The organism is Pseudotabrizicola sediminis, from assembly GCF_004745575.1.
Lineage (GTDB): Bacteria > Pseudomonadota > Alphaproteobacteria > Rhodobacterales > Rhodobacteraceae > Pseudotabrizicola > Pseudotabrizicola sediminis.
On record NZ_RPEM01000005.1, the window covers coordinates 270,121 to 296,200 of the forward strand.

Below are 26,080 nucleotides of genomic sequence, written 5' to 3' on the forward strand. Positions count from 1 at the left end.
TTGGTTCTGGAAATGCCAAGCCCCAAGTCAAGAAAAAGCCCCGGACGTCAGGGACGCCGGGGCTATTGCGATCGGGCAGGCGATCAGGCGCTGAGCTGGTTGTGTTTGCGCGCGACCCAAGCCTTGGCGGTTTCGACCGCGACGGCTGCGTCGCGGCAATAGGCATCTGCCCCGATGGCACGACCGAACTCCTCGTTCAACGGCGCGCCGCCGACCAGCACGATATAGTCGTCGCGCAGGCCCTTTTCCTTCATCGTGTCGATCACGACCTTCATATAGGGCATGGTGGTGGTCAGCAGCGCCGACATGCCAAGGATATCGGGCTTTTCCGCTTCCAGCGCATCCAAGTATTTCTCGACCGAGTTGTTGATGCCCAGATCCAGCACCTCGAACCCGGCACCTTCCATCATCATGGCGACAAGGTTCTTGCCGATGTCGTGGATGTCGCCCTTGACCGTGCCGATCACCATTTTGCCCATGCGCGGCGCTCCGGTTTCCACCAGCAGCGGCTTGAGGATGAACATCCCCGATTTCATGGCGTTGGCCGACAAAAGCACTTCGGGCACGAACAGGATGCCGTCGCGGAAGTCGTTGCCGACGATGGTCATGCCCGCAACCAGCGCGCGTGTCAGCACGTCATAGGGCGTCCAGCCGCGTTTGATCAGGATGTTGACGCCATCCTCGATCTCTTCCTTCAGGCCGTCATACAGGTCATCGTGCATTTGCAGCACAAGTTCGTCATCCGAAAGATCAGCGAGGATGATTTCGTCGTCGGCCATTGGGGTGCGCTCCTGCGGCGGGATGTCTTGCAGCCTGCATGGGGCCAAATGCCACGTGCCACTTTCCGGTTTACGACATGCCCCGACTGAAAGCCGACAGCAAGGGGCAGCGGGGGCTTTGGCCTTGCAGTTTGTTCATGTTGTGTTCATGTTGGGCCCATGTGTGGTGCCCATGTCCGATCCTGATGCGACCCTGCCCCCCGGCCAGCGCTTGCGCGCGCGCGGGGCGGCGTCGAATGCAGTTGGCCGGTTCGAGCCGCAGGCCCGGGTCCGGGTGGATGACGGCTGGGATATCCCGGAAGACGACCGGCTTTTGCGCACCGAAATCAGGGCAGAGCGGCCCCGGTCGGCGCTGACTTACAACCGATCGCCCGATCTGCCGTTTGACCGGTCGGTGAACCCGTACCGGGGCTGCGAACATGGTTGCATCTATTGTTTTGCCCGGCCCAGCCATGCGTTCCTGAACCTGTCGCCGGGGCTGGATTTCGAAACCAAGCTGATCGCGCGCCCCGGCATTGCCGATGTGCTGGCGGCAGAGTTGCGGGCGAAGTCCTACCGCGTTGCCACCGTGGCCCTGGGCACCAACACCGACCCCTATCAGCCGTCGGAGGTGGAGCATCTGCTGATGCGGCAGGTGTTGCAGGTGCTGTCCGACTTCAACCACCCAACCGCGATCACCACCAAGGGCACGCTGATTGAACGCGACCTCGACATTCTGGCCCCGATGGCGGCCAGGGGGCTGTTGCGGGTGGGCATTTCGGTCACCACGCTGGATGCAAATCTGTCGCGGCGGCTGGAGCCGCGCGCACCGGCCCCGGCCCGGCGGCTGGCGGTGATCCGGCGGTTGGCTGATGCGGGCGTTCCGGTGCGGGCCATGCTGGCCCCGGTCATTCCCGGCCTGACCGACCATGAACTGGAACCGCTGCTGACCGCCTGCCGCGACGCAGGGGCGCAAGGCGCAAGCTGGATCGCGCTGCGCCTGCCGCGCGAGGTGTCGCCGCTGTTTCAGGACTGGCTGGCGCAGCATGTGCCCGACCGGGCGGCCAAGGTGATGGCGCGGGTCCGCGAGATGCATGGTGGGCAGGATTATGACGCGGCGTGGGGGCGGCGGATGCGGGGCGAGGGGATCTGGGCCGATCTTATCGCGCAGCGCTTTGACAAGGCGGTGGCGCGGTTGGGGTTGGTGAAGGCAATGCCGCCCTTGCGCTGTGACCTGTTCGCGCCCCCGCCCCGTGCGGGGGATCAGCTGGCGCTGTTCTGACCCGCCCGGATTTACCGTGAAACCCTTGAGCGGGCGTGACCTTTTGCCGAACGGGCGGTCTTAGCCCCGTCGGTTGCGGCGTTCCCGCTTTGGGTCGTTCGAGGTGTCGCCCGTGCCGTCCGAGGCCGAAGAAAAGCCCCCGAGCTTGGCCGAGATCTCCTCCAGAGTCGGGCGCGGGCCCTTGGGGGTGCTTTCCAGTGCAGCGCGCATCGCCTTCAGATGTTCAGGCATCGTGCCGCAGCAGCCGCCGATGATGCGCGCGCCGGCGTCGCGCGCCAGCACGGCATATTCGCCCATCAGCTCTGGCGTGCCATCGTAATGGATGTGCCCATCGTGATACTTGGGTATTCCGGCATTGCCCTTGGCAATGATCGGGCGCGGGCTGCCGGTGGACACGAAGCCCAGCACGGTGCGCATCAGGTCGGACGCGCCGACCCCACAGTTGGCCCCGAAGGCCAGCGGCGGGTTGGCCAGTTTTTCGACCATCTCGGCCATGGCAGCCGATGTGGTGCCCATCATGGTGCGGCCTGCGGTGTCAAAGCTCATGGTGCCGCACCAAGGCATTCCGGCCAGTGCGGCAGCCTCGGCGGCGGCCTTGTATTCTTCGGGCGCGGAGATGGTTTCGACCCAGAGCACATCGGCCCCGCCCGCCTTGAGCCCTTCGGCCTGCTCGTGGAACATCTCGACCGCAAGCGCATGGGTCAGCGTGCCCATCGGCTCGAAAATCTCACCCGTGGGGCCGACCGATCCGGCCACCACCACCGTGCGCCCCGAGGCATCGGCAATTTCGCGCGCCAGTGCCGCGCCCACGCGGTTCAGTTCATGCACGCGGTCCTGCGCCTGATGCAGCTTTAACCGGCTGGCGTTGCCGCCGAAGGTGTTGGTCAAAAAGATATCGGACCCCGACTCGACCGCACCGCGATAAAGTTGCCGGATGTTGTCGGGCTGGTCGATGTTCCAGAACTCCGGCGGCTCTCCCGAGGACAGCCCCATGTTGAACAGGTTGGTCCCCGTCGCGCCATCGGCCATCAACCAGTCACGGGTGGAGAGCAGTTTTGAAAGGGCGTCCTGGGACATGGTGACCTCGGTTTTGAGAGCGGATTCGCGGATGCGTAGATCGGTGCGGCCAGCGGGGCCGGGAGGGTGTAATGTCGCGCGCTGGCCGCAGTGGGTCAGATTTCGGTCATCAACTGCGCTTTGGCGATCGGCAGAAGCTCCGCCATTTTCAGGCGGATGTCGTCGGCACTTGCCTTGCCGCCCAGATCGGCCGCGACCTTGCGCACCACGTCTTCAATCCCGGCCTCTTCGAAATCGGCCTCGACCACGGTGATCGCATAGGCCGCCGCTTCGTCACCGGTGATGCCCATCAGGTCTGCTGCCCACAGGCCCACAAGTTTGTTGCGCCGCGCTTCGGCGCGGAACTGCATTTCTGCGTCATGGGCAAACTTGTTTTCAAACGCATTTTCGCGGTCATCGAAGCTGGTCATGGGCGGCCCTTTGATTGAAGATTTGCTGTACCTGATATGCCCGTCCCGCCGAGTCGCCGCAAGGGGGCGGATGGACGCGCCGGCCGTGCCGCCAGACGGACCGTGGTGCGGGCAAAGGCGTTGCCCCCGTTGCGGCCACCGGCTTGCAGCGGGGGCCAGCATCACGTATAGGCCTGACAAAGTCAGTTGGGGCGGTGCTTCACCGCCCCTTCCTGCATTTCTCGCGGAGAGTTCATGGCACGGCGCAAGAAGGTCTATGAGGGCAAGACGAAGATCCTCTATGACGGTCCGGAACCCGGCACATTGATCCAGTATTTCAAGGATGAAGGCATTTCGTCCGAGGCCCCTGTGACCAGCGAAGCCAAAGGCACCGAAGGCAAGGGCGTGCTGAACAACCGGTTGTCCGAGTTTTTCATGACCGGCCTGAACAGCATTGGCGTGCCAACTCATTTCATCAAGCGCCTGAACATGCGCGAGCAGCTGGTGCGGATGGCCGAGATCCTGCCGCTGGAAGTGGTGGTGCGCAACTTCGCCGCCGGAGAGCTGTCGTCCAAGCTGGGTATCCCCGAGGGCACGGCCCTGCCGCGTCCAATTGTAGAATATTACTACAAGGATGACCGGCTGTCCTCACCCATGGTGGCCGAAGAGCATATCGTGGCCTTTGGCTGGGCCAGCCAGCAGGATCTGGATGATGTGGTGGCGCTGGCGCTGCGGGTGAATGATTTCCTGTCCGGGGTGATGATGGGCGTGGGCGTGCGTCTGGCCGATTTCCGCATCGAGGTGGGCCGGGTCTGGGAGGGCGATTTCATGCGCCTGATCATCGCCGACGAGATCAGCCCCGACAATTGCCGGCTGTGGGACATGCGCCCGGTGATTGACCGCGGCGACGGGCAACCGGTGGCCGAGCCAGGGCCGATGGCGGATGTCTATACCGAACTTGCACGGCGCCTTGGGGTGTTGCCCACCAATGTGACCCATACGCCGAAGCCGACACTGATAAATTAGCTGCGCTCAGGCCCGGGCCTGCATCTGGTGATCCCTGCACGCCCCCTTGCTCCGAAGGGGAGGGGGCGGTAAGGGAAAGGCGGAATCCGGTTAGCCCCAATTTCGGTCAATCAACGAGGAATTGCCATGAAAGCCCGCGTCACCGTCATGCTGAAGAACGGCGTTCTGGATGTGCAGGGCGAAGCCGTGCGCCACGCGCTTGGCACTCTTGGCTTTGCCGGGGTCAACGGTGTGCGTCAGGGCAAGGTGATCGAGCTTGACCTGGCCGAGACCGATGCCGCCCGCGCCGAGGCCGAGGTGAAGGCGATGTGCGACAAGTTGCTGGCCAATACGGTGATCGAATCCTACCGCGTCGAGATTCTTTAAGCCACGCATGGATTGAGGGGCCGCCGGGGGGCTGACTGCCCCCCGAACGCCACCATGATAATTTCAAACAGAGCGTGAGTGTCAGGCTGCGCGCTTTGCAAGGCGCAGGCGGATGCCGTTCGCGGCGCGGACCGTAAGGTGGGCGACGGGCATCGGCACGTCGCCCGCGATGGGGTCAAACCGCCATGCGCGGACCAGATGGGCAAGCAGCAGCGGGCCTTCAACCATGGCAAAGCCGGCACCCGGGCAGACGCGGGGACCGGCAGAGAACGGCAGATACGCGTCGCGCGCGCAGGCCTTTGTCTCTTGGCGCGACCAGCGGTCGGGGTCAAAGCCATCGGGGTCGGGCCAGAGCCTTTCGTGCCGGTGCAGGTGCCAGGGCGACAGCACGATCTGCGCGCCGGGCGCGATACGGCGGTCACGGAAGGTTTCCGGGCAGGAATTTTCACGCACCATCATCGGCACTGGTGGATACAGCCGCAGGGTTTCGCGGAACACGTCGCGGGTGAATTTCAGGCGGGACATCGCGCCGAAATCGGGGGTGTCCGGCAGGCTGGCGGCCTCGGCCGCGACCCGTGCCTGTGCGTCGGGATGGGTGGCCAGCAGGTACAACGCCCAGGCGAGGGCAGAGGCGCTGGTTTCGTGGCCCGCAAGGAAGAAGATCGCGACCTGATCGACCATGTCCCCAGTGCTGAAGCACTGTCCGGTTTGCGGGTCGGGGGTTTGCATGATTTTGCTGGCCAGATCGTCGGGGGCGGTGCCTGCGGCGATCTGTGCTGCGCGGGCGGTGGCCAGGGTGGTGATCAGGGCGCGGATTTTCTGCGCAGAGTCTAGCGTGGCACGCCGGTGCAGCCGGGGAAACCAGCGCGGCAGCGGTAGAAAGGCGGCAAGGTTCAGGATCGGCTGGCTGCGTTGATAAGCGCGGAATTCGTGGAACACGGCTTGGGCTGTCTGGTGTTCGATGGGGATGGAAAACAGCGTGCGGAAGATCACATCGGCAGCGGCGTGGCTGGTTGCCTCTTCGATTTCGACGATCCCGCTTTGCAGGCGGGCGGTGGCAGCCTCGGCCGCCTGCCACATGGCCGGAAAGGTATCGCGCAACCGGCCGCCTTCGAACGCTGGGTCGATGATGCGGCGCTGGTGCTTCCAGACCTCGCCATTCGTCACAAAGACCGAATTGCCCAGCAGCGGGTTCAGCCCTTCGCGGATGCGGTTGGATTTGGGAAAATCATCGGAGCGGGATTTCAGCACCAGATCAATCAGCTGCGGGTCGTTGCACAGATAGCTTCTGAAGAACGGCGTGCGGAATTCGGCCATCCATGCCCGGTAGAGGCGCGCCGGTTGCGCCGACAGGATGTCGCGCCGGAACAACCGCAGATGGCGCCAGAGCGAGACGCGGTCGGGGCGCGGGATGGGTTTGGGTGGGGTCATGCCGTATCGGTATAGCGATTGACGGGGGTGAGGATACGGCTTTTTGACGGGGCGCGGTTGGCGTAGCGTTGGGCAAGCGTCAGCGGCCCGGCGGTGATCTTGAAATAGTCGTAGTCCCCGGGCCGGTCAAAGGCGCACAGATACTGGAAATGCAGGCGGAAAAAGCGCCAGCGCAGCTGCTTCCAGCGTTCGGTCGACAGGGTTTGGGTAAAGGCCGCTGACAGCACCAGTGGCCAGCGTTGGCCGGGCGGTGCCACACCGGAAACGGCGACCGGATCACACAGCGCAAAGGCGCAGCCGTCGCCGGGGGCGGAGACATCGACCCATGTGATCTCGTCGCGGGTGCACAGATACACCAGATCGCCGCGCAGGCGCTGCGCGCCGGGCAGAAAGCTGACCATGGGCACGACCTGCCCCAGCGACAGGAAGGCCAGCGGCGGGTGACCTGCGGGCAGCCCCGTGCGGATCAGATCCGCCAGAATGGACACGCCCAGATGCGCGCCTGAGGAATGGCCGACCACCAGCACCTCGTCGCAGTCACCCTCCAGCGCCGCCCGGATGATGGCGGCAAACTCCGCCATCCGCGCCTCCAGCGCCGGGGGGTTGGCCCCGTTCCAGCGGGCGGAGAAGGCGTAGTCATGCATCAGATAATAGGCGAAGACCTTGTTATCATGGGCCTTGAACCAGCGCAGGATGAAGGGGATGGGGATCAGCCCGGAGACGATCAATACCGGGTGGGTAAAGGCGGCGACCAACTGGCCAACCCCCCAGCCGATGGCACCGGCCAGTGCCAGCTGACCCAGCAGAAACACAATCGGATACAGCGCCGCGATCACCGGCCCTTTGCGCAGCTGCATCAGCCGGAACAGTGCGCCCGATGCGATATAGGCCCATGCGGTGCGCACAAGCTGGGCATAGGTGGCGGGGATCGAGTTTGACATGCTGCCGCGCACGATATCGGACCAGACCAGCACCTCGACCTCGGCCTGCGCCTGCTGACCGTGGATTGAGCCATGGACCCGCCAGCCATAGGGGCCCTTGGTTGTCTTTGGCTGCAGGGTGATCGCATAGCCGGAGATCGCGGCCTGCTCTGTGGCTTCGCGGCGGTAGAGCTCGCGGTAGCGGCGCGGGTGGATCGGGTCATAGCCGGGGATGTAGAAGACGCGGCGGCGGAAGGGCTTTTTGCCCTGCGCCGTGATTTCGGTCTTCATCGTCTCGATCCTGGCCATCCGCCGCTCCTGCCTGCGCAGTCTAGGCGGTATTCCGGGCGGAAATAAGGGAAAAGCGGTCAGCCCAGCAGGGGGATGCCAAAGCGGTCAAAGGTTTCCAGCAACCACCAGCTGAAATCGGTGAAAGCCCCGGTCACCAGTGCCAGCCCGACAACCAGCAAAAGCACGCCCATCACCCGCTCGATCATCTTCATATGCGGCTTCAACCGCTGCATAAGGCCAAGCGAGCGTTCGACAAACAACGCGGCCAGCAGGAACGGCAGGCCAAGGCCAAGCGCGTAAACACCAAGCAGGAGAGTACCGCGCTGGATTGAGCCTTCCTGTGCGGCCAAAGACAGGATCGCGCCCAGTTGCGGGCCGATGCAGGGGGTCCAGCCAAAGGCGAAGGCAAGGCCCAGAACATAGGCCCCGAAGGCCGTGCCGCCCCGGTCGCCCGCATCGAGCCGGGCCTCGCGGTCCAAAAGCGGAATGCGGAACACGCCAAGGAAGTGCAGGCCGAAGATGATGACCACAACGCCCGATATCCGCGAGAACAGCACTTGATTTTGCAGGAAGAACGCACCGAACACCGAAGCCGTGAAGCCCAAGAGCAGAAACACCGTCGACAGGCCCATGACAAAGAACAGCGCAGGCAGGATCACGCGGCGTCGCGCGGTTGCATTGTCGCGCATGTCGCCCATCGAGATGCCGCCCATATAGGCTAGGTAGGGCGGCACGATGGGCAGCACACATGGCGACAGGAACGACAGCACACCCGCCATCAGCGCGATCAGCATGGCGGGCAGCAAGGCTGCGTCGATCAGGTCGATTCCGAACATGGGGGTCCCCTTTGGCCAAAGTGATAGCTTGGACGGCGGCGCGCGTCACGGGGGCGGGGTGTCACATCGGCGTGGCCCGGTGAAACATCCGTGATAGCACAAGGGCGGCAGGAGATCCTGCCGCCCTTATACGTGTCGGGGTGTGGGTCAGCGGCCGAGGGACCACCAGCCTTTGCGCTTTGGCTTGGCGGCGGCGTCTTCCTCAGCCTCCGGCTCGGCTGCATCGGCCAGTCCGGGGTCGACCAGTGGCGCGCCCTGCGGGGCGGCCGGTTCGTCTGACGGCGCGGGCTGGAGCACCGGCGCGGGCTTTGCGGCCGCTTCGGGTTGCGGCGCAGGTGGGGCCGATACGACGAGCTCTGCGACAGGCTCTGCAACTGGCGCGGATTGAACCGGTTCTGCCACTGCTGCAGGGGTCGGCTCTGCCGCTGCGGTCTCTTGCACAGCCTCTGTCACTGCGGCTTCCGCTGCCTTTGGTTTGCGGGTGCGGCTGCGCTTTTTCGGCGCTTCGGCCTCTGGCTCAACAGATGCTTCCGCTGCGACAGGGTCTGATACCGCGGCTACGGCTGCTTCTGCCGGGGCAGGTGGGGCCTTTGGCTTGCGGGTGCGGGTGCGTTTTTTCGGAGCCTCGGCCTCTGGTGCCGTGCCTTCATCGGCGGGTGCCGCGACGGGTTGGACGCTGGCATCGGCCGGGGCCTCTGCTGCATCAGCTTCATCCCCCTCGTCGCTGTCACCGTCATCGGATGCGCCGTTGCCATCCGCATCGGTTCCGTTCGGGCCAGCACCCTTGCGACGACGCCGACGGCGGCGTTTCTTCTTGGTGCCGTTGCCGTCCCCGTCGCGGGCTTCGGGTTTGGTCGCCACCTTCTCGTCTATCTCGACCTCGTCTTCGGCCTCATCCTCCATCGGCAGATCGTCATCTTCGTCTTCGGCGACCGGCGCGCCCATCAGGCTAGAGTTGCCCGAAATCACCGCACCCGGTTCTGGAACCACGCGCAGCGCGGTCTTGAACTTTTCGATGGTGTAATCGGGGCTGATCATCGACGGATCCGCCTCCATCCGCACGGCCATGCCATAGCGGGCCTCGATCAGCGCGATATGTTCGCGCTTCTGGTTGATCAGGTAGTTGATGATCCCGACCGGCGCGCGCAGCAGCACTTCCTTGGACCGCTTGCGCGTGCCTTCCTCTTCCAGCGCGCGCAACACCTGCAACGCCATGGAATCGTCCGAGCGGATCAGCCCGGTGCCGTGGCAGTGCGGGCAGGGCTGGGTGGTGGATTCGAGCATGCCCGGACGCAGGCGCTGGCGGCTCATCTCCATCAGGCCAAAGCCGGAAATGCGGCCCACCTGAATGCGGGCGCGGTCGGTTTTCAGCTTGTCTTTCAGCTTCTTCTCGACGGCGGCGTTGTTGCGACGCTCTTCCATGTCGATGAAGTCGATGACGATCAGACCGGCAAGGTCGCGCAGACGCAGCTGGCGGGCCACCTCTTCGGCGGCCTCCAGGTTGGTTTTCAGCGCGGTGTCCTCGATGGACCCTTCTTTGGTCGCGCGGCCGGAGTTCACGTCGATGGCGACCAGCGCCTCGGTGATGCCGATGACGATGTAGCCACCGGATTTCAGCTGCACGGTCGGGTTGAACATGCCGCCAAGGTAGCCTTCGACCTGATGGCGGGCGAACAGCGGGGTCGGGTCCTGATACAACTGCACCGCGCGGGCATGGCTGGGCATGATCATGCGCATGAAGTCTTTGGCGACGCGGAAGCCTTCGGCCCCTTCAACCAGAACTTCGTCAATCTCGCGGTTATACAGATCGCGGATCGAGCGTTTGATCAGGTTGCCCTCTTCATAGATCGGGGCCGGGGCGATGGATTTCAGCGTCAGCTCGCGGATCTGTTCCCACAGGCGCATCAGGTATTCGTAATCGCGCTTGATCTCTGCCTTGGTGCGCTTGGCGCCTGCGGTGCGAATGATCAGGCCGGCACCTTCCGGCACCTCGATTTCACCGGCGATTTCCTTGAGCTTCTTGCGGTCGGGGGCATTGGTGATCTTGCGGCTGATGCCGCCGCCGCGCGCTGTGTTGGGCATCAACACGCAGTAGCGGCCTGCGAGTGACAGATAGGTCGTCAGCGCGGCACCCTTGTTGCCACGTTCTTCCTTGACCACCTGCACCAGCATGATCTGGCGGACCTTGATCACTTCCTGGATTTTATAGCGCCGGGCGCGGGGTTTGCGCGAAGCGCTGATTTCTTCCGACACATCCTCTTCGGCGATGGATTCAATCTCATCGTCGGTGTCCGAGGCGTGGTCCATGGCGCGGTATGGCGTTTCGCCGTTGCCGTTGCTGTCCCCGTTGTCCGATCCGTGGTCATGGCCATGCGCATCATGGTCGTGCCCGTCGGACCCGTTGGCCGGTGCGGCGGCATCGCCATCCTGATCATCATCCAGATCGACCACATCCATCCCGGCCGGGCCGGAGGTTGTGGCATCCTGTGCCTTTGCCTCTTCGGCGGCGGGCTTGGGACGGGGGGACCGGCGGCGCGAGCGGCGGTTTTCTTCCTCTTCCTCGGCGCGGGCATAGGCGCGTTCTTCTTCGATCAGCGCTTTGCGGTCGGCGACCGGGATCTGGTAATAATCGGGATGAATTTCGGCGAATGCCAGAAATCCATGCCGGTTGCCGCCGTAATCGACGAAAGCCGCCTGAAGCGAGGGTTCGACCCGCGTTATCTTGGCAAGGTAGATGTTCCCTGCAAGCTGGCGTTTGTTGACGGTTTCAAAATCGAATTCCTCGACCTTGTTTCCGTCGACCACGACCACCCGAGTTTCCTCGGGGTGGGTGGCATCAATAAGCATCTTCTTGGCCATAACATTCCATTGCGCCTGCGACGCAGCAAGCCCTCTGGCGGACCAGAGGGGCATTGATACGGGGGAAGGCGTCTTGTTCGGGCGGGCGTTCGCGTCAGGCGTGACGGCAGGATGCCCATTGGGCACCCCACGCCGTCTATCGTCTTTGTCGCGCGCGTCATCGCGGTTCAACTCTGAGGGGCGACACGCCCCCCACCTTTAAAAGGCCCGTGCATCCAAAGACTTGCGGGCAATGACAACAGCCTTGCGGCCGATCCGGCTGCTTGCCTTTGCGTCGCGTTTCATCGCGTCGGCCATGGCAGGCAGAGAATTCTGTGCATGGATTGCCCCATGCACGCCAACCCTAGCGGGAAAGCGCGCGCAAGGGCAATGGGCAATTTCGCGGCACGTGCCGCCTTTGCAACCCAAACGGGCGGGCTTTGCGCGACATTTGGTCAGTATTTTGCGGGCACATACAGTTCTGGCGGCAGGACGGCGCGTTCGTAATCGGGGTTGAACACGCGTTCTGGCAAATGAACGTCTTCGTGCGGGACCGGCTCATACGGGATCAGTCCCAGCAAATGGTCGATGCAGTTCAGCCGCGCGCGTTTCTTGTCGTTGCCCTCAACGATATACCACGGCGCTTCGGGAATGTTGGTGCGCGCCATCATTTCCTCTTTCGCCTTCGTGTATTGTTCCCACCGCACGCGGCTTTGCAGATCCATCGGCGACAGCTTCCACTGCTTCATCGGATCGTGGATGCGCATGAGGAACCGCATCTGCTGTTCCTCATCGGTGATCGAGAACCAGTACTTGATGACTGTGATGCCAGACCGCACCAGCATGCGTTCGAATTCTGGCACGTCATTGAAAAACTGCTCCACCTGTTCATCACTGGCAAAGCCCATCACCCGCTCCACCCCGGCGCGGTTGTACCAGCTGCGGTCGAACAGCACGATCTCGCCACCCGCGGGCAGGTGCGGCACATAGCGCTGGAAATACCATTGCGATTTTTCGCGGTCAGAAGGGGCAGGCAGCGCAACAGTGCGCACCACGCGCGGGTTCAGCCGCTGGGTCAGGCGCTTGATCACGCCGCCCTTGCCGGCGCTGTCGCGGCCTTCAAAAAGCACCACGACCTTTTTGCCGTGATATTGCACCCAGTCCTGCAGTTTGATCAGTTCGGACTGCATCCGGATCAGCGCGTGGAAGTATTCGTGCCGGTCGATCGTGTTGGGATGCTTTTCCTTGTAGATCCGCGAGATTTCCAGCGACAGCTGGGCATCTTCCAGTTCCAGCTCGAAATCCTCGTCAAACGTATCGGCCAGTTCAGCCTGAAGCCAGTCTTGCGCAGGAGAGTTCAGAGGCGTGTTCACTGGGGTCTTCACGGCGGGCACCTTTCCGGGTTTTCCCGCCGTGCTTACCCCTGCCATTGTAACAGGATCGCGACGGGATCAGGTGTAATCCTGCCGCTGCAACCCGTATTTGGCCATCTTTTCATTCAGCGTCCGGCGCGGCAGGCACAACTCGTCCATCACGGCGACAATGCTGCCCTTGTGGCGGCGCATGGTGTTGTCGATCAGCATTTTCTCAAAGCTTTCGACATATTCCTTGAGCGGTTTGCCTTCGGTGGTCATCGCCGGACCCGAGGCCTCGTTGTCGGCCATCAGCAGGCTGGCAATCGAGCCAGAGCCGCGCCGGTTCTGCAATACCGCCCGTTCGGCGATGTTGACCAGCTGGCGCACATTGCCAGGCCATGGGGCCTGCAACAGCTGTGCCGCCTCTTGCGCGGTGACCTGCGGTGCCTCGCAGCCGTATTCTTCGGCGAACTGCTCCGACATGCGAGTGAACAGCGTCAGGATATCCTCGCCCCGCGACCGCAGCGGCGGGCACAGGATGGTCATGGCCCCCAGCCGATAGAACAGGTCGGCACGCAGGATGTCTTCCAACGTCTTGTCTGCCGCATGTTCGTTGCAGATTGCGATGATCCGCGTCTCAGGCGGGGTGCCGGAGTCGTTGATCAGGGTTAGCAGCCGGGCCTGCAGCGAATGGCTCAGCGCCTCCACATCTTCCAGACAAAGCGTGCCGCCACGCGCCTCTTCCACCAGCGGAATGGTGCCATCCTCGGCGGGCCCGAACAGCTTGGACGACAGCTGATCTTCGGACCATGCCGCGCAGGAAATGGTGACAAACTTTTTCGATGCGCGCGGCCCCACGGCATGCAGCGCATGCGCCACCAGCGTCTTGCCGGTGCCGGTTTCGCCGTCGATCAGCACATGGCTGTCCGCCTGACCCAGATCAAGGATATCTTCGCGCAGCCGCTCCATCACCGGGCTGCCGCCGATCAGCTTTTTCATCAGCACCGACCCGTCAGACAGTTCGCGTCGCAAGGCGCGGTTGTCCAGCGTCAGCCGGCGGGCCTGCGTGGCCTTTTTCGCCAGTTCCGTCATCCGGTCCGGGTTGAACGGCTTTTCGAGAAAGTCATAAGCCCCGACCCGCATCGCCTCGACTGCCATCGGCACATCGCCGTGGCCGGTGATCATGATGACGGGCAGACCCGAATCCATGCTCATCAGGCGTTTCAGAAACGCCATGCCATCCATTCCGGGCATCTTGATATCGCTGACGACGACGCCCGCAAAATCGGCGCTGATGCCTTTGAGCGCATCTTCGGCACTGGCATAGGTTTCGGTGTCAAAACCCGAAAGGGCCAGCCACTGACTGATGGATTGACGCATATCGGCTTCGTCATCGACGATGGCCACTTTCATTGCGCGCGACATGAAGACCTCATTCCGCAGCTTCCTGCTCTTGTGCTGGCCTCATCAGAGGCAGTTGCATTTCAAAGACCGCGCCGCCACCTTCGGCATTGCGCGCGGTCAACCGGCCGCCCAGATCGCCAACGATGCCGCTGGAGATCGCAAGACCAAGGCCAACGCCTTCGCCGGGTTTCTTGGTGGTGTAGAAGGGCTCGAACAGGTTATCCAGATCGGCAATCCCGTGCCCGTTGTCGCGCACCATCAGCATGGCGGTATCGCCCTGGCTGAGGATCAGATCGATCTGTGGCCCCTGTCGGTCCTTGGTCGCGTCCAGTGCATTGCGCAACAGGTTGATGATCACCTGTTCCAGCCGGATGCGGTCTGCCATCACCATAACCGGCTGGCGGGGCAGGGTGCGGGTGATCTTTACAACGCGCGCTTTCAGCTGGGGTTCCATCATCGACAGGGCAGAGCTGAGGGCGTGGCGCAGATCCACCGGCTCGAACGCTTCACCGCCCTTGCGGGCATAGGATTTCAACTGGCGGGTGATGGCACCCATGCGTTCGATCAGATCGTCGATCCGCTGGAAGGAGGACAAGGCTTCCTCCGGGCGGCGGCGCTGCAACAACAGGCGCGCTCCGGCCAGATAGGTTTTCATCGCGGCAAGCGGCTGGTTCAACTCGTGGCTGACGGCGGCCGACATTTCCCCCAGCGCCGCCAGTTTGGACGACTGGGCCAGCGTCAGCTCGGCCACGGCGAGGTCTTTCTGCACCTTCTCGCGCTCGGCAATCTCGCGCTGCAGGCGGGCGTTGAGCAGGCGCAGCTCTGCCGATTCGCGCTGAAAGCTCATGCTTTGCGACCAGGCCTTGCGCGACAGGGCATAGAAGGTCAGCGCCAGCAGAATGGCAAAGCCCATGATTTCCAGCGCCAGCACGCCGTTGACCCGCTCGCGCACCGAATCGTAGGCGGTGAAGGTCACCATCCGCCAGCCCCGGAACGGCACGCGGGCTTCGGTCTTCATCACGGCCTGCCCGGACAGATAGGCGTCTGGCGGGTTCTGCGCCCAATCCGCCGTCGCCTGCAATGCGCGGCCAATGGCCGTGGGGGCTTCGCGTGCCGCCATCGCATCGGCCAGCGGCAGGCCACGCCAGCGCGGTTCGGTGGCAAGGATAACGGTGCCTTCGCTGTCGGTCACCAGCACGGCGTCTTGAAACCCGGTCCAGGCCCGTTCGTATTTCTGCAGATCGACCGCCACCGCGATCACACCGACGGAACGGCCATCCACGACAATCGACCTCGAATATGTGAAATCGAACCCTGCCGTGCCGCGGCGTGCCACGGTAAAGATGGTATCCTTGGCCCGCAAAGCGTCGACATAGAAACTTTCGGTGCGGTAAGGGGTGCCCAGCAGGTTGCGGTTGGTGGCCCCGACCACCCGGCCATCGCGGTCCATCAGCATGATCGACGCCACGCCGATTTCGGACTGCACCTTGATCAGCCGCTGCGATGTCTGGGAAAAGTTGCCGCCCCGCAGCGCCTCGCCAAAGGCGGGGTCAGTAGACAGCAGCAATGGCACCACCGAGGTGCGCTGCAGTTCGGAAATCATGTTGCCGGAATACAGCGCCAGCCGCAGATCGGCCCGGTTGCGGGTTGTTTCGGAAAACCGTTCGGTCAGCCAGCGGTTGGTCACCAGCACCACACCGATGGCCAGAACGACCATCAGCGCAATCACCAGTTTGACGGGCCAGGAAATCCCCTGCGCGTCTTCGCCTTGGTCTGTTTGATACCGTGTATCCGCCATGCGCGGGACTCTAGGCCCAGCTCACGACCGCCTCAAGCTCTGGCCGGTCAGGCAAGCGCCATCCCGCCCATCAGCGACCGGAACATTCCGGCCCCGTCGGTGCCGCCGTGAACTGGTTCGCACGCGCGCTCTGGGTGGGGCATCATGCCCAGCACGCGGCGGTTGGCAGACAGCACCCCGGCAATATCGGCCATAGATCCGTTGGGGTTGTGTTCATAGGTAAAGGCAATGCGGTCTTCGCCCTGCAGGCGGGCCAGACCTTCGGCGTCGATCGTGTAATTGCCATCATGGTGCGCGATCGGAATGTCGATATCCTGCCCGCGCCCGTAGTCGGCGGTATAGGCGCTGTCGGTGGTTTCCACCCGCAGCGTCACACGTTTGCAGGCGAATTTCAGACCCGCATTGCGCATCAGCGCGCCCGGCAGCAGGCCCATTTCGGTCAGCACCTGAAACCCGTTGCAGATGCCCAGCACAAAGCCGCCACCTGCCGCGTGCGCCTTGATCGCCGGGGCAATCGGCGACTGCGCCGCAATCGCCCCGCAGCGCAGATAATCGCCAAAGGAAAAACCGCCCGGCACGCCCACCACATCCACCCCGTGTGGCAGGGTGGTATCCTTGTGCCAGACCCGCGTCACCTGAAAGCCGGCCTGTGCAAAAGCGGTGGCCAGATCCCGGTCGCAGTTTGAACCGGGGAAGGTGATGACGGCGGCTTTCATGGGACTCTCCCTGAGGATGCGATGCAGTGGCCATAGCGCAAGCGGCGTGCCGCTTCCAGTGCGGGATTGGGCTATTTGCGCTGATAATGCTGCAACACAAACACCCGGATCGCCGAGGCCAGCCCCTCGTCGCCCTGCCGGCCTGCGTCTATGCGAGTGGCAAGGGCATTCACCGTCTCGCCTTGTTCGGCGGCAATGGTGCGAAAGGCGTCCCAGAAACTGGCCTCCAGCGACACACTCGTGCGGTGGCCGTGCAGGGTCAGCGAATGTTTCATGGGGCGGGCGGTCATGGCGATACTCTACCGCCGGAACGGGGCAGGGCAAAGGGCGGATGAACTCGAAATGCCGAGTCCTTTGCGCGGGATGGGGGGAACCGAAGGCGGGCAGCAGGGTTGGCGTCAGACCATTCCAGAAATTACCTGCCGAAGGGAACCGACCCATGCTGCCTGTTGCCACCTATCGCCTGCAACTGCGTGACGGCGTGACCTTTGACCGGGTGGTAGCCGATCTGGACGCGATTGCGCATCTTGGGATCAGCCATCTGTACCTGTCGCCGATCTTTACCGCGACCTCCGGCTCGACCCACGGCTATGACGTGACCCGGCCCGATGCGGTGGACCCGGAACTGGGGGGGCTGGAGGGCTTTCGGCGGCTGGCCGATGCCGTACAGGCAAAGGGGCTGGGCATCATTCTGGATATCGTACCGAACCACACGGCGTTTTCGCTGGAAAACCCATGGCTGTGTGATGTGCTGCGAGACGGAACAAACAGCCGCTATGCCCGGCATTTCGACATCGACTGGTCTGCGGGCCGGCTGGTTCTGCCGTGGTTGCCGCGCACGCTGGAAGCGTTGCGCGCAGAAGGCGCGGTGCGGGTGGTGCAGGATGCGCAGCTTGGGGCCGCGCTGGAGGTGGAGGGGCTGCGGGTGCCGCTGCGCGGCGGGGGTGAGGGCACGCTTGACGCGGTGCTGGACCGGCAGCCTTGGCAGCTGATCCATTGGGAAGCGGAAAGCGACCGCATCACCCACCGCCGCTTTTTCAACATCACCGATCTGATCTGCATGCGGGTGGACCGCGACGAGGTGTTTGACGACATGCACCGGCTGGTCCTTGATCTTGTGGACAGTGGCCATGTGCAGGGGGTGCGCATTGATCATGTCGACGGGTTGCGGTTGCCCGGGGCCTATCTGGCCCTGCTGCGGGCCCGCGTGGGCGCAGGCGTACCGATCTGGGTCGAGAAAATTCTGGTCGGAAGCGAACCGCTGCCGGATTGGCCGGTCGACGGCACCACCGGCTATGAACACGCCCGCGGTTTTGCGCAGGTATTGACGCCACCTAAGGGTGCAGAGTCGCTGACCACGTTGTGGTCACAGGCCACCGGGCGCAGTGCCGATTACGCCGCGACGCTGAAGACCGCAAAGCGTGACATCCTGCGCCATGAACTGGCGGCAGAGGTGCTGCGACTGGTGGAGCGTGCCAGTGATGCCCTGTCAGGCGATATCCACCACGACCCCGGCCCCGAAACCCTGCGCCAGTCGGTTCTGGGGATGCTGGAGGCTATGCCGGTCTACCGCACCTACTTTGGCGAGGCCGGGCAGTCTGACGACTATGCCGCGCAGACCGCTGATGACATGCGGCAGTTCGTCAACCTGCATGTTCGCCCGCCCTCCACGGCCCTGCGCCTGATTGATTGTGTGGAGCACGCGCAGACCCCGGCGGAAGAGCGGTTCCGGGATCTGTTTCAGCAGACCAGTGGTGCTGTCATGGCCAAGTCTGCCGAAGATACGACCTTCTACCGCTTCGTGCCTTATCCGGCAGCATCTGAGGTCGGGGCCTCGCCCGATGATGTTGCGCTGACCCCGGAAGCCTTTGCCAAAGTCACCGCCGAGCTCGCACCGGGGTCGATGGTTCTGACCTCGACCCATGACACCAAGCGCAGCGAGGATGCCCGAATGCGGATGGTGGCCTGCGCGCAGATGTCGGATGCGGTTCAGGTGCTGTGGCGGGACCTGTGCAACCTGCCGCGGGTGGCGGCGGCAGAGGCGGAAGGGCTGCGCAAGGACGAGCTTTGGGTCTTGATGCACGCCCTGCTTGCCGCCTGGCAACCGGCGGACGATGCCCCCGATTTGCCGGACAGGGTCGCGGCCTATCTGGAAAAGGCCATGCGCGAGGCCAAGGAAATCACATCGCCCTCTTTTCCTGATGCGCAGGCCGAGGCACCGGTCCTTGCCCTCGCGCGGGATGTTGCAACGCAGTGGCAGGGCAAGCTGCCCGAGGCTGCGGCGGCGCTGATCGATCGGGGGGAAACGCTGTCTTTGGTGCAACTGGCCTTCAAATGCCTGTCGCGCGGGGTGCCAGACATTTATCGCGGCTGCGAAGGGCCATCCTTATGGTTGACCGATCCCGACAACCGGATGCCGGTCGACGCGGTGCAGCTGCAGGCCTTGCAGCAAGCGGATAGCTTTGGCGGGCGGAAGTATCGGCTGACCCGCTGCCTGTTGCTGCTGCGGGCCAAACGGATTGATGATCTGCGCGGGCCGGGGGCAACGCGGCTGGTGCAGATGGACGGGCTGTACACCGTGCGGCGCGAAACCGCAGCGGGCGAGATTTGTGTTGAGATCCGGCAGGATCAGGAGCCGACGGTGCAGCTGAAAGCCCCGGCCGGGCAGCGGTCGCGTACGCAGGCGGCAGAATAAGAAAAAGCCCCCCGGCAAAGGCCGGGGGGCTGAAGGGAGTGACAGGCGGATGGCCCGTTCAGAGCGTCAGGCTGAAATGCTCGCCCATGTCAGGTTCCTTGCCTGTCAGCTTGGATTTCACCAGTTCGAAGGCAAATCCCATCGCGCCGGTTGTCAGCCAGACTTCGGCCATGGCAGGTGTCAGCTTGATCAGCCGGATGTCCGGATCGTCAATCCCGTCAAACCAGCTGCTGGCGACCGGGTTCCACAGCTCTTCCAGCTTGGCGCGGTCCTGCACCAGTGCCGCGCTGCCTTCGATCCGTGCGTGTATGTTGCTTTCCCCGGTCACGATCAGCGAGGCATCGGTTTCGCCGTTGGTGACGGCTTCGACCAGCCCCGTGCCCTGGGCGGTCATGAACCAGATCGCGCGGTCATCCTGCCGGGCATAGGGCGACATCGGCACATGCCGCGCAGAACCGATGGACAGCATTGCGGAATGGACGCCTTCCAGCTCTTTCCAGAATTTCTCAGTCGACATGGATCACCTCATTTACGGATTTGGGAGGCGGCAGTGCCGACCTTCCCGTTGCACCTTAACGCGGGGCCGGTCGCGGGGGTTCCGTCCCGCGTGGCGATGCAGATCGGCGCGACTGCCCGCACCAGTGTTCACGCTGTTGGCATTTGGACCCGGGCGCTGCCGCGCCTATCTTGCAAACTGCCGTTTGCCGGGTTCCGGCCGCATCTACAGGAGCCGCAGCCGCATGACCCGAACACCCACCCCCTCTGAAGCGCGCGGCCTGCAATCCGCGCGTGAGATCGAAGGCCATCTCAAGGCGTTGGAGACCTTTACCCCGATGGCGCTTGGCGTGCTGTCGGTGGCATCCGGGATATACACGTATCTTGGCGTGTCATCCTTGCTGAACGACACTGGTGCCATGAGCTTTTTTGCCGCCGTGGCCTATTCGCTGGCGGTTTCGGTCGCGATCTTTGTGTTCTGGAGCTATCTGATCCGCCTGCTGCCCGCGATGCGCAGCGCGTCATCGCGGCTGGGGTTATTCCTGTCGATGGCGTTGGGGTCTGTGGCAATCATCGCCATGTCCAGTTGGCTGAACGCGGCAGCGCTGGCGGGGTCGGCGGCGTTGGAACAGCATCTGGCGAAAACCGTGCAGGAATATCAGGTCGGGCTGGAGCAGGCCCACCGGGTCACGGTGGCGGCGCAGGGCCTGGGTCTGGATGTCGCGCGAACGCGGCAGAGCTTTCAGGATCTGTCGGCGCAAGAGGCCACCGGCAATCTGTCGGGCACGGCGGGACGGGGCGCGGTGTTCCGTGTGCTGATCCAGAAGGCTGACGAACTGTCCGGTCTGGAGGCGCAGATCGAAGCGCAGGGGCCATTGGTCGATGCGGCCTTTTCCGAAGGCAACCAGATCCTCAGCCGGATGCGGGCGCTGACGGCGTCGGTTGGCGATGTCGAACAGCGGTCGGTGGAGTTTGCCGAAGAGTCGGTCCGGCTGGCGGGTCTGATCGCGCAGCTCAGGCAATTGTCGGTGGCCCCGTTGGTGGCGCGGGCGGCGCAGGATCTGTCGGCGTCAGTTGTGGTGCCGGAACTTGATGGCTCGACCGACACGATCCGCAATGATCAGCGCAGCACGATCGACGCGGTGCTGACCCTGCTGGCACAGCGCGCCACCACGCTGAAGGCGGCGGCGGATGAGGTGTTGGCCATGCCGACGCCGGATGACACCACCTATGCGCCGATTTCCACCGCCGATGCGGTGCTGCGCTATGCGGGCGATTTCGTTCCGTCCTGGGCCGGGGCCATAGCGATTGACCTGCTGCCCGCCGTGCTGGTGCTGATCATGATGGTGGCGCAAAGTGCGATCCGGTCGGACCGGGGCACAGCCGCGCCGGAAGAGACGATGACGCTGGCGGAAATCCGCGCCGCCGTGACAGCGCTGCGCGCGCTGGAGGCCCCCGCACCGCAGCCGCCGCCCGCGGTCGAAAACGCGGTTTCAGCAGAGAGGGGGATGCCGGTCACCGATCCTGTCGCGCAAGATCTGCCCGCGCCGCATGTGATCAGCGGCAGGCGTTGAATGTCGGGCGTGAAAACCTCCCGCTCCGGGCGGGTGCTGCAGGCGATGTTGGCAGCACAGATCGCCTTGGCAGGGTTCATCTTGCTGGGGGATTTCCAACGCATCGCGCCCGGCCTGTGGCAGGGCGATCCCGCCCCGCCCGCTGCCGTGCCGGTGCGTCCCGGCGATCAGACCCGCCGCTACGCCCCCCGCGACCTGCCCCGCGAAGAGCCCGCCGGGCCGGGCTTTCCCCGCAGCGATACGGTGCCTGAACGGTTGCAGTTTACCGCAACCCGGTCGGGCGACATCGAAACCGTGCTGCTGGAAGGCGCGATCGAACCCGGCGATAGCGCGCGCTTTGCCGATTATCTGGATCAGCGCACTGCGCCGCCCGACCGGATTGCCCTACACAGCCCCGGCGGGTCTGTCACCGATGCGCTGGAGATCGGGCGCATGATCCGTGATGCCGGGCTGCCCACACAGATGCAGGCCGGGGCGGCGTGCTTTTCCGCCTGCCCCTACATCCTTGCCGCCGGAACCGAACGGCAGGTCAGCCGCAGGGCACTTGTGGGCGTGCATCAGCACTATTTCGGCGAAAGCACCCTGCTGCCCGCCTTTGTCGCGGTAGAGAGCATCCAGCACGGGCAGGGCGAGGTGTTGGAGTATCTGGCCACCATGGGCATCGACCTGCGGCTGTCTGCCAAGGCCATGCAGACCCCGCCCGACAATATCTACATCCTGCTGGAGGAAGAACTGACCGGTTTCGCACTGGCGACCGAGATGCTGGATTAGCTTTTTCAGAAACTGCCAAAGGCCATGCCAAGCGCAATGATCAGCACGCAGGCCAGCGTGGGGATGACCACAGCCACCACAAAGATATCGCCATAGGCCTGCCGGTGGGTCATTCCGCAGATGCCCAACAGGGTGATCACCGCGCCGTTATGGGGTAAGGTGTCAAGGCCGCCGGTCGCCACTGCCACCACGCGGTGCAACAAGCCCGGTTCCACGCCCTGGACCGCGGCTTGGGCCACAAGGGACGGCCCAAGCACATCCAGCGCGATCGACATGCCACCCGAGGCCGAACCGGTGATCCCGGCCAAGGCCCCCGAAGACAGGGCGGCCGAGATCAGAACGTCGCCACCCGACAGTCCCTCCAGACTGCTGCGCAGCACTTCGAACCCGGGCAGTGTTGCGATGACCGCGCCAAACCCGACCAGACTGGCGGTATTGAACAGCGGCAAAAGCGCTGACTCCGCGCCTGCGTTCACCACCTGCATGACGCGGGGCGGTCGGCTGAGCATCAGCGCCAGCACCAGTGCCACAGCCAGCGCCGTGATGACCGACCAAAGCCCTTTGACCCGCGAAATCTCTGTCGCGCCATAAAGCGCCTCGGCAAGGTAGCCGGTGTCGAGCGCGGGCAGGACCATGCTGCCCATCACCAGCGTAACGACGCCGACTGACAGGATCGGCACCAGCGCCACCCAAAGCGGCAGGGGGGTGTCACGTGGCAGGGTGTCGTCGGGGGCAGGCGGCGCCGCGGCCTCGCCCCCCATCCTTTTCACCCGCATCTGCAACCAGGCGATCCCAAGCCCCAGCATCAGCAATGCCGCAATCAGCCCCAGACCGGGGGCGGCAAAGGGCGTCGTGCCGAAGGTTGCCATCGGAATTGCGTTCTGGATCGACGGCGTGCCGGGCAGGGCGGTCATGGTGAAGGTGAAGGCCCCAAGCGCAATGGTCGCCGGAATCAGACGGGCGGGCAGGTTGGTCTGCGCAAACAACGCCCGCGCAAGCGGCCATGCGGCAAAGGCCACCACAAACAGCGACACCCCGCCATAGGTCAGCACTGCGCAGGCGGTTACCACCGCCAGAATGGCATTCTGCGGACCCAGCGCGCTGGCGATGGCCGAGGCAAGGCGCTGTGCCGCCCCCGATGCCTCCATCACCCGGCCAAAGACCGCACCCAGAAGGAACAGCGGAAAGAAGGCCACCACAAAGCCGCCCGCCGCCTGCATGAAGACCTGTGTGTAGCCCGCCAGCACCGGTGCGCCCGACAGGCCAGCCGCCAGCAACGCCAGAATCGGAGCCAGCACCAGCACCGACATGCCACGCCACGCCCCGGCAATCAGAAACGCCAGCGCCATCAGGATCAGAAAAACCGCCACGTCGCCCCCTTTGTGCACTGCAGCATAGCGCAGGGCCGGGGCAGCGGATAGGGATGGTGACCGGCAACGCAGGCGACAGGTGCGGGCAGGAGGACACCGCCCGGCACAGAGACACTGCCAAGGTTCGCCGCGGTGGCGACGCATTCGCAGGATCTGCAATGTTTGTAAATGTGGCAGCCCGTAGGGGAGTGCCAGAAGCCGAAGAAGCTCAATGAATTATAGACAATGTGGACCACGGAGGTTACGAAGAGGGTCCATGCGGATCAATGGGTTATGATGCAAATGGACCACGGCTTCGGCGTTAGATCTGTCATTCGCCGTGGGTGCTCGGCAAGACGGTGTCGAGTATCAACTTAGGGCCGTCCACAAGGAACAGTCGGTCCCTTCATAAAGGGCGGAAAGCTGTCGTTCGCCAGTTCAGCGCGGCAGCGGAGGCAGATAAGTAATGCGGTCACTCTGGCCTTCTGCAGAGGTCCCTATCGACCCGATGGGTGAATAGCCGCTTCTGCAATCTCCACGTTCCCCACAAACCAGTCAAAGTCTGGCCCAAATTGGCGGCTATGCATCTGTTGTGTGAGTTGGGTGCGGTGCGATGACAGACAATGACCTTCTTGCCTTGGTTAGCAAGATCCGTATCGGAACGCATCGGCAAGTTATTGACGCGCTGTCCGCGCAAAGCGATGGCATGCTGAACGCCACGTCCCTTGTCTTTGACGACAAAAACACGAACTGGCCGTATCCCCTGAAAAAGCCCTGCTCCATAAGTTGACAGCGATGACCGCGTGTCCTTTGTCCGCTTCGAACCCGGTGCAGTGTGTTTGCCCGGCCTTGACGCCGATGCCGATGAACGAACTGTCCGCCAAAAAGGGGCAGTTGTTTCCCTCATCTTTGGCACGACTGACGATTATGTCCTCATCGTTTGTAATTTCACCGCCGGACAACAGACCGGGGTTGGCTTTTGGTTGAAGACTGACGTCGAGGCGCAGGAAGAAGCAATTCGGGCCTATGAACAGACGATCCTGCGGGAAGCGGAGGAAAAGGCCGCGAAGCTGGCCAAAGATGAAGCAGACCGTGCCGCCCATGCCGCATGGCACAGATCAGCCCCGCCCGATGAGGTGTTGCTTCATTGGGCAAAATCCTATTCGGCCTGGGGTGTCCGTCGTTGAATGATTTGGAACAGCCTCGCTAATTTTGGAGCAGAAGGCGCGGGCTGATCGGGTTCAAGTTACGCTGCTTGACGCTGATGGTTCAAGCGGCGGTTTTGGATGGTTTTCTGTTTGATGCGTCTCCTTTCGGCCAAGATGGTTTCGCCGCGACCGAAGTAGACGTCTGCTGGGGTCTGGGCGGTTCCTGAGGCAGAAGGTGTTGCCGCCCGCCAAGTGCCACCGGCTCAGGTGAAGGCGTTTGCGCAAAGCCGTGGCACACGCGCCAAGACCGACCGGATTGATGCCGAACTCATCGCCCGCTTCTTCGCCTTCCGGCCCGAAGCAGGCCGCAGTCTTCCAGCGGAAAAGCTACGCCTTCTCAGAGCTTTGACGACCAAGAGAGCGCAGTTGGTCGAGATGCGCAAACGGCTGCTGGCCCAAATCCGTGCGCATCAGAAGCTCGGCGCCGCCGTGATGTTTGAGGACGTCGTCACCGAGTTGAAGCAACGGATCGACAGCCTGATCAAGGAGCTGGAAGACCGGATCACCCTGGCCATCGCGAACGGTGAACACCTGTCGGAGACTGCCGGTGGTCGTCGCGCCCTGCGGCACGTGATGTTCCAAGCAGCCTTGGTCGCAGCACATCACAACCCGAGCCTGAAAACCTTCGCAGATCGCCTCCGCAAGGCCGCAAAACCGCACAAGGTCATCATCACCGCAGTCGCAAGAAAGTTGGTCACGATCGCGAACGCGCTATGCAAAAACCGTCAAAAATGGACCGCCTCGGGGCCCTGAAAGATACAGTGGCTGGTCGCGTTCGAAAGTGCATGATCTGATGACTTTTCGAAACCGCCGGGCACCAGTTTTCCCATGCTCGCGCGTGGCTAAGGGCATCGTTCCGCGTCAAATTTTGGCAAAAGTTTTGAAGTGCGCGAGAGTCGAGACGGATTGCCCATGGCATCGAAGACCACCCTGAAGGCAAAGAACCTCGAGACGCTGGGTGCAGAGCGCCTGGCTGGACTGCTGATCGAAATCAGCACCGGATCGGCCGTGGCGAAGCGGCGGCTGCGGCTGGAACTGGCGGGGGCGCAAAGCCCGAAGGAGGCCGGGCGCGAGGTGGCCAAACGGCTGACCAGCATCGCCTGGGCGCGCAGCTTCGTCACGTGGAAGAACCGCAAGCCGCTGGTCACCGATCTGGAAAGCCAGTTGCGCGCGATCCGCGAACAGATCGCACCCGCCGATCCGACCGAGGCGCTGGCGCTGACCTGGCGTTTCATGCAGGTTGCCACGCCATTGTTCGAGCGCTGCGACGACAGCAGCGGCATCGTCATCGGCGTCTTTCACGATGCCTGTGCGCTACTGGGCGAAATCGCTCTGGCCGCCGGAGCGCCTCCCGAGGCGTTGGCCGATGCGGCAGTCGAGACTTTGCGCGAAAATGGCTACGGCCAATATGACGGCCTCATCGGCATCTTTACTCCGGCACTGGGGGCCGAGGGGCTAGCTGTTTGATCCCAGGTTTTGATGGTGCGATCTTTTCTCAGGA

23 protein-coding genes are annotated in these 26,080 nt (G+C 63.4%); 9 read left to right on the top strand and 14 right to left on the bottom strand.

All coding sequences use genetic code 11. The features are described from left to right. Nucleotides 1-83: 83 nt before the first annotated feature. Nucleotides 84-779 (bottom strand): corrinoid protein, encoded by a 696-nt coding sequence (locus tag EEB11_RS09595; protein WP_135430714.1) that lies wholly within the window; start codon nt 777-779, stop codon nt 84-86. Nucleotides 780-951: 172 nt separating this feature from the next. Between EEB11_RS09595 and EEB11_RS09600 the strand changes: the two genes are divergently transcribed. Beyond that, entirely contained in the window at nt 952-2,040 is a 1,089-nt protein-coding gene (locus EEB11_RS09600) for a PA0069 family radical SAM protein (RefSeq protein WP_135430716.1), read from the top strand. Nucleotides 2,041-2,100: 60 nt separating this feature from the next. Here the strand turns inward: EEB11_RS09600 and bmt are convergent, their stop codons facing one another. Both bmt and EEB11_RS09610 read right to left on the bottom strand, forming a co-directional pair. Beyond that, on the bottom strand, nt 2,101-3,117 hold the full coding sequence (gene bmt / locus EEB11_RS09605) for a betaine--homocysteine S-methyltransferase (RefSeq protein ID WP_135430718.1): 1,017 nt from the start codon (nt 3,115-3,117) through the stop codon (nt 2,101-2,103). A gap of 95 nt (nt 3,118-3,212) precedes the next feature. Further along, entirely contained in the window at nt 3,213-3,527 is a 315-nt protein-coding gene (locus EEB11_RS09610; protein WP_135430721.1) for a DUF1476 domain-containing protein, read from the bottom strand. A 234-nt stretch (nt 3,528-3,761) separates the two neighbouring features. Here EEB11_RS09610 and EEB11_RS09615 point away from each other — a divergent pair, with 234 nt between their 5' ends. After that, nucleotides 3,762-4,532, top strand: a complete 771-nt coding sequence (locus tag EEB11_RS09615; protein ID WP_103334627.1) for a phosphoribosylaminoimidazolesuccinocarboxamide synthase — start codon at nt 3,762-3,764, stop codon at nt 4,530-4,532. Nucleotides 4,533-4,658: 126 nt separating this feature from the next. Further along, nucleotides 4,659-4,898, top strand: coding sequence for a phosphoribosylformylglycinamidine synthase subunit PurS (purS, locus tag EEB11_RS09620; protein WP_135430724.1), 240 nt, complete (start codon nt 4,659-4,661; stop codon nt 4,896-4,898). 81 nt (nt 4,899-4,979) lie between these two features. On the opposite strand, the gene EEB11_RS09625 is transcribed toward purS, so the two are convergent. From EEB11_RS09625 to EEB11_RS09665, 9 genes are all read right to left on the bottom strand, one after another. Continuing rightward, nucleotides 4,980-6,329: a cytochrome P450 gene (locus EEB11_RS09625; RefSeq protein ID WP_135430726.1), complete on the bottom strand. Its 1,350-nt coding sequence runs from the start codon at nt 6,327-6,329 to the stop codon at nt 4,980-4,982. Then, the gene (locus tag EEB11_RS09630) at nt 6,326-7,558 is read right to left on the bottom strand and encodes a hypothetical protein (protein WP_245298842.1); all 1,233 of its coding nucleotides are present in this window, start codon (nt 7,556-7,558) and stop codon (nt 6,326-6,328) included. Before EEB11_RS09630 ends, EEB11_RS09625 begins: the two co-directional genes overlap by 4 nt. 59 nt (nt 7,559-7,617) lie before the next feature. Beyond that, entirely contained in the window at nt 7,618-8,376 is a 759-nt protein-coding gene (locus tag EEB11_RS09635) for a cytochrome c biogenesis CcdA family protein (RefSeq protein ID WP_135430728.1), read from the bottom strand. Nucleotides 8,377-8,523: 147 nt separating this feature from the next. Continuing rightward, the gene (locus EEB11_RS09640; protein ID WP_135430731.1) at nt 8,524-11,235 is read right to left on the bottom strand and encodes an Rne/Rng family ribonuclease; all 2,712 of its coding nucleotides are present in this window, start codon (nt 11,233-11,235) and stop codon (nt 8,524-8,526) included. Nucleotides 11,236-11,669: 434 nt separating this feature from the next. Continuing rightward, nucleotides 11,670-12,599 (bottom strand): polyphosphate kinase 2, encoded by a 930-nt coding sequence (gene ppk2 / locus EEB11_RS09645; protein ID WP_245298843.1) that lies wholly within the window; start codon nt 12,597-12,599, stop codon nt 11,670-11,672. Between the two features lie 66 nt (nt 12,600-12,665). Next, nucleotides 12,666-13,994, bottom strand: a complete 1,329-nt coding sequence (locus tag EEB11_RS09650; RefSeq protein WP_135430737.1) for a sigma-54-dependent transcriptional regulator — start codon at nt 13,992-13,994, stop codon at nt 12,666-12,668. Nucleotides 13,995-14,001: 7 nt separating this feature from the next. Further along, nucleotides 14,002-15,690 carry a sensor histidine kinase gene (locus EEB11_RS09655; RefSeq protein WP_245298850.1) on the bottom strand — a complete coding sequence of 563 codons (1,689 nt, stop codon included), beginning with the start codon at nt 15,688-15,690 and terminating at the stop codon, nt 14,002-14,004. 128 nt (nt 15,691-15,818) lie between these two features. Next, nucleotides 15,819-16,487 carry a phosphoribosylformylglycinamidine synthase subunit PurQ gene (gene purQ / locus EEB11_RS09660; RefSeq protein ID WP_135430741.1) on the bottom strand — a complete coding sequence of 223 codons (669 nt, stop codon included), beginning with the start codon at nt 16,485-16,487 and terminating at the stop codon, nt 15,819-15,821. Nucleotides 16,488-16,558: 71 nt separating this feature from the next. Then, entirely contained in the window at nt 16,559-16,777 is a 219-nt protein-coding gene (locus EEB11_RS09665) for a ribbon-helix-helix domain-containing protein (protein WP_135430743.1), read from the bottom strand. 149 nt (nt 16,778-16,926) lie between these two features. Here EEB11_RS09665 and treY point away from each other — a divergent pair, with 149 nt between their 5' ends. Then, the gene (treY, locus tag EEB11_RS09670; RefSeq protein WP_167852712.1) at nt 16,927-19,182 is read left to right on the top strand and encodes a malto-oligosyltrehalose synthase; all 2,256 of its coding nucleotides are present in this window, start codon (nt 16,927-16,929) and stop codon (nt 19,180-19,182) included. Between the two features lie 58 nt (nt 19,183-19,240). Here the strand turns inward: treY and EEB11_RS09675 are convergent, their stop codons facing one another. After that, complete coding sequence (locus EEB11_RS09675) at nt 19,241-19,699, bottom strand: pyridoxamine 5'-phosphate oxidase family protein (RefSeq protein ID WP_135430748.1); 459 nt, start codon at nt 19,697-19,699, stop codon at nt 19,241-19,243. A 223-nt stretch (nt 19,700-19,922) separates the two neighbouring features. Between EEB11_RS09675 and EEB11_RS09680 the strand changes: the two genes are divergently transcribed. Both EEB11_RS09680 and EEB11_RS09685 read left to right on the top strand, forming a co-directional pair. Continuing rightward, nucleotides 19,923-21,251, top strand: coding sequence for a hypothetical protein (locus EEB11_RS09680; protein ID WP_245298844.1), 1,329 nt, complete (start codon nt 19,923-19,925; stop codon nt 21,249-21,251). Next, a complete protein-coding gene (locus EEB11_RS09685) occupies nt 21,252-22,022 on the top strand; it encodes a COG3904 family protein (protein ID WP_135430751.1) in 771 nt (256 codons plus the stop codon). A gap of 5 nt (nt 22,023-22,027) precedes the next feature. Here EEB11_RS09685 and EEB11_RS09690 read toward each other — a convergent pair whose 3' ends face one another. Then, entirely contained in the window at nt 22,028-23,392 is a 1,365-nt protein-coding gene (locus EEB11_RS09690) for a GntP family permease (protein WP_210134402.1), read from the bottom strand. Nucleotides 23,393-24,174: 782 nt separating this feature from the next. Between EEB11_RS09690 and EEB11_RS09695 the strand changes: the two genes are divergently transcribed. The 3 genes from EEB11_RS09695 (at nt 24,175) to EEB11_RS09710 (ending at nt 26,046) form a co-directional block, all read left to right on the top strand. Then, nucleotides 24,175-24,558 carry a hypothetical protein gene (locus tag EEB11_RS09695; protein ID WP_135430753.1) on the top strand — a complete coding sequence of 128 codons (384 nt, stop codon included), beginning with the start codon at nt 24,175-24,177 and terminating at the stop codon, nt 24,556-24,558. Between the two features lie 228 nt (nt 24,559-24,786). Further along, nucleotides 24,787-25,332 (top strand): IS110 family transposase, encoded by a 546-nt coding sequence (locus EEB11_RS09705; RefSeq protein WP_245298845.1) that lies wholly within the window; start codon nt 24,787-24,789, stop codon nt 25,330-25,332. A 159-nt stretch (nt 25,333-25,491) separates the two neighbouring features. Next, nucleotides 25,492-26,046 carry a DUF6880 family protein gene (locus EEB11_RS09710; protein WP_245298846.1) on the top strand — a complete coding sequence of 185 codons (555 nt, stop codon included), beginning with the start codon at nt 25,492-25,494 and terminating at the stop codon, nt 26,044-26,046. Nucleotides 26,047-26,080: the final 34 nt, after the last annotated feature.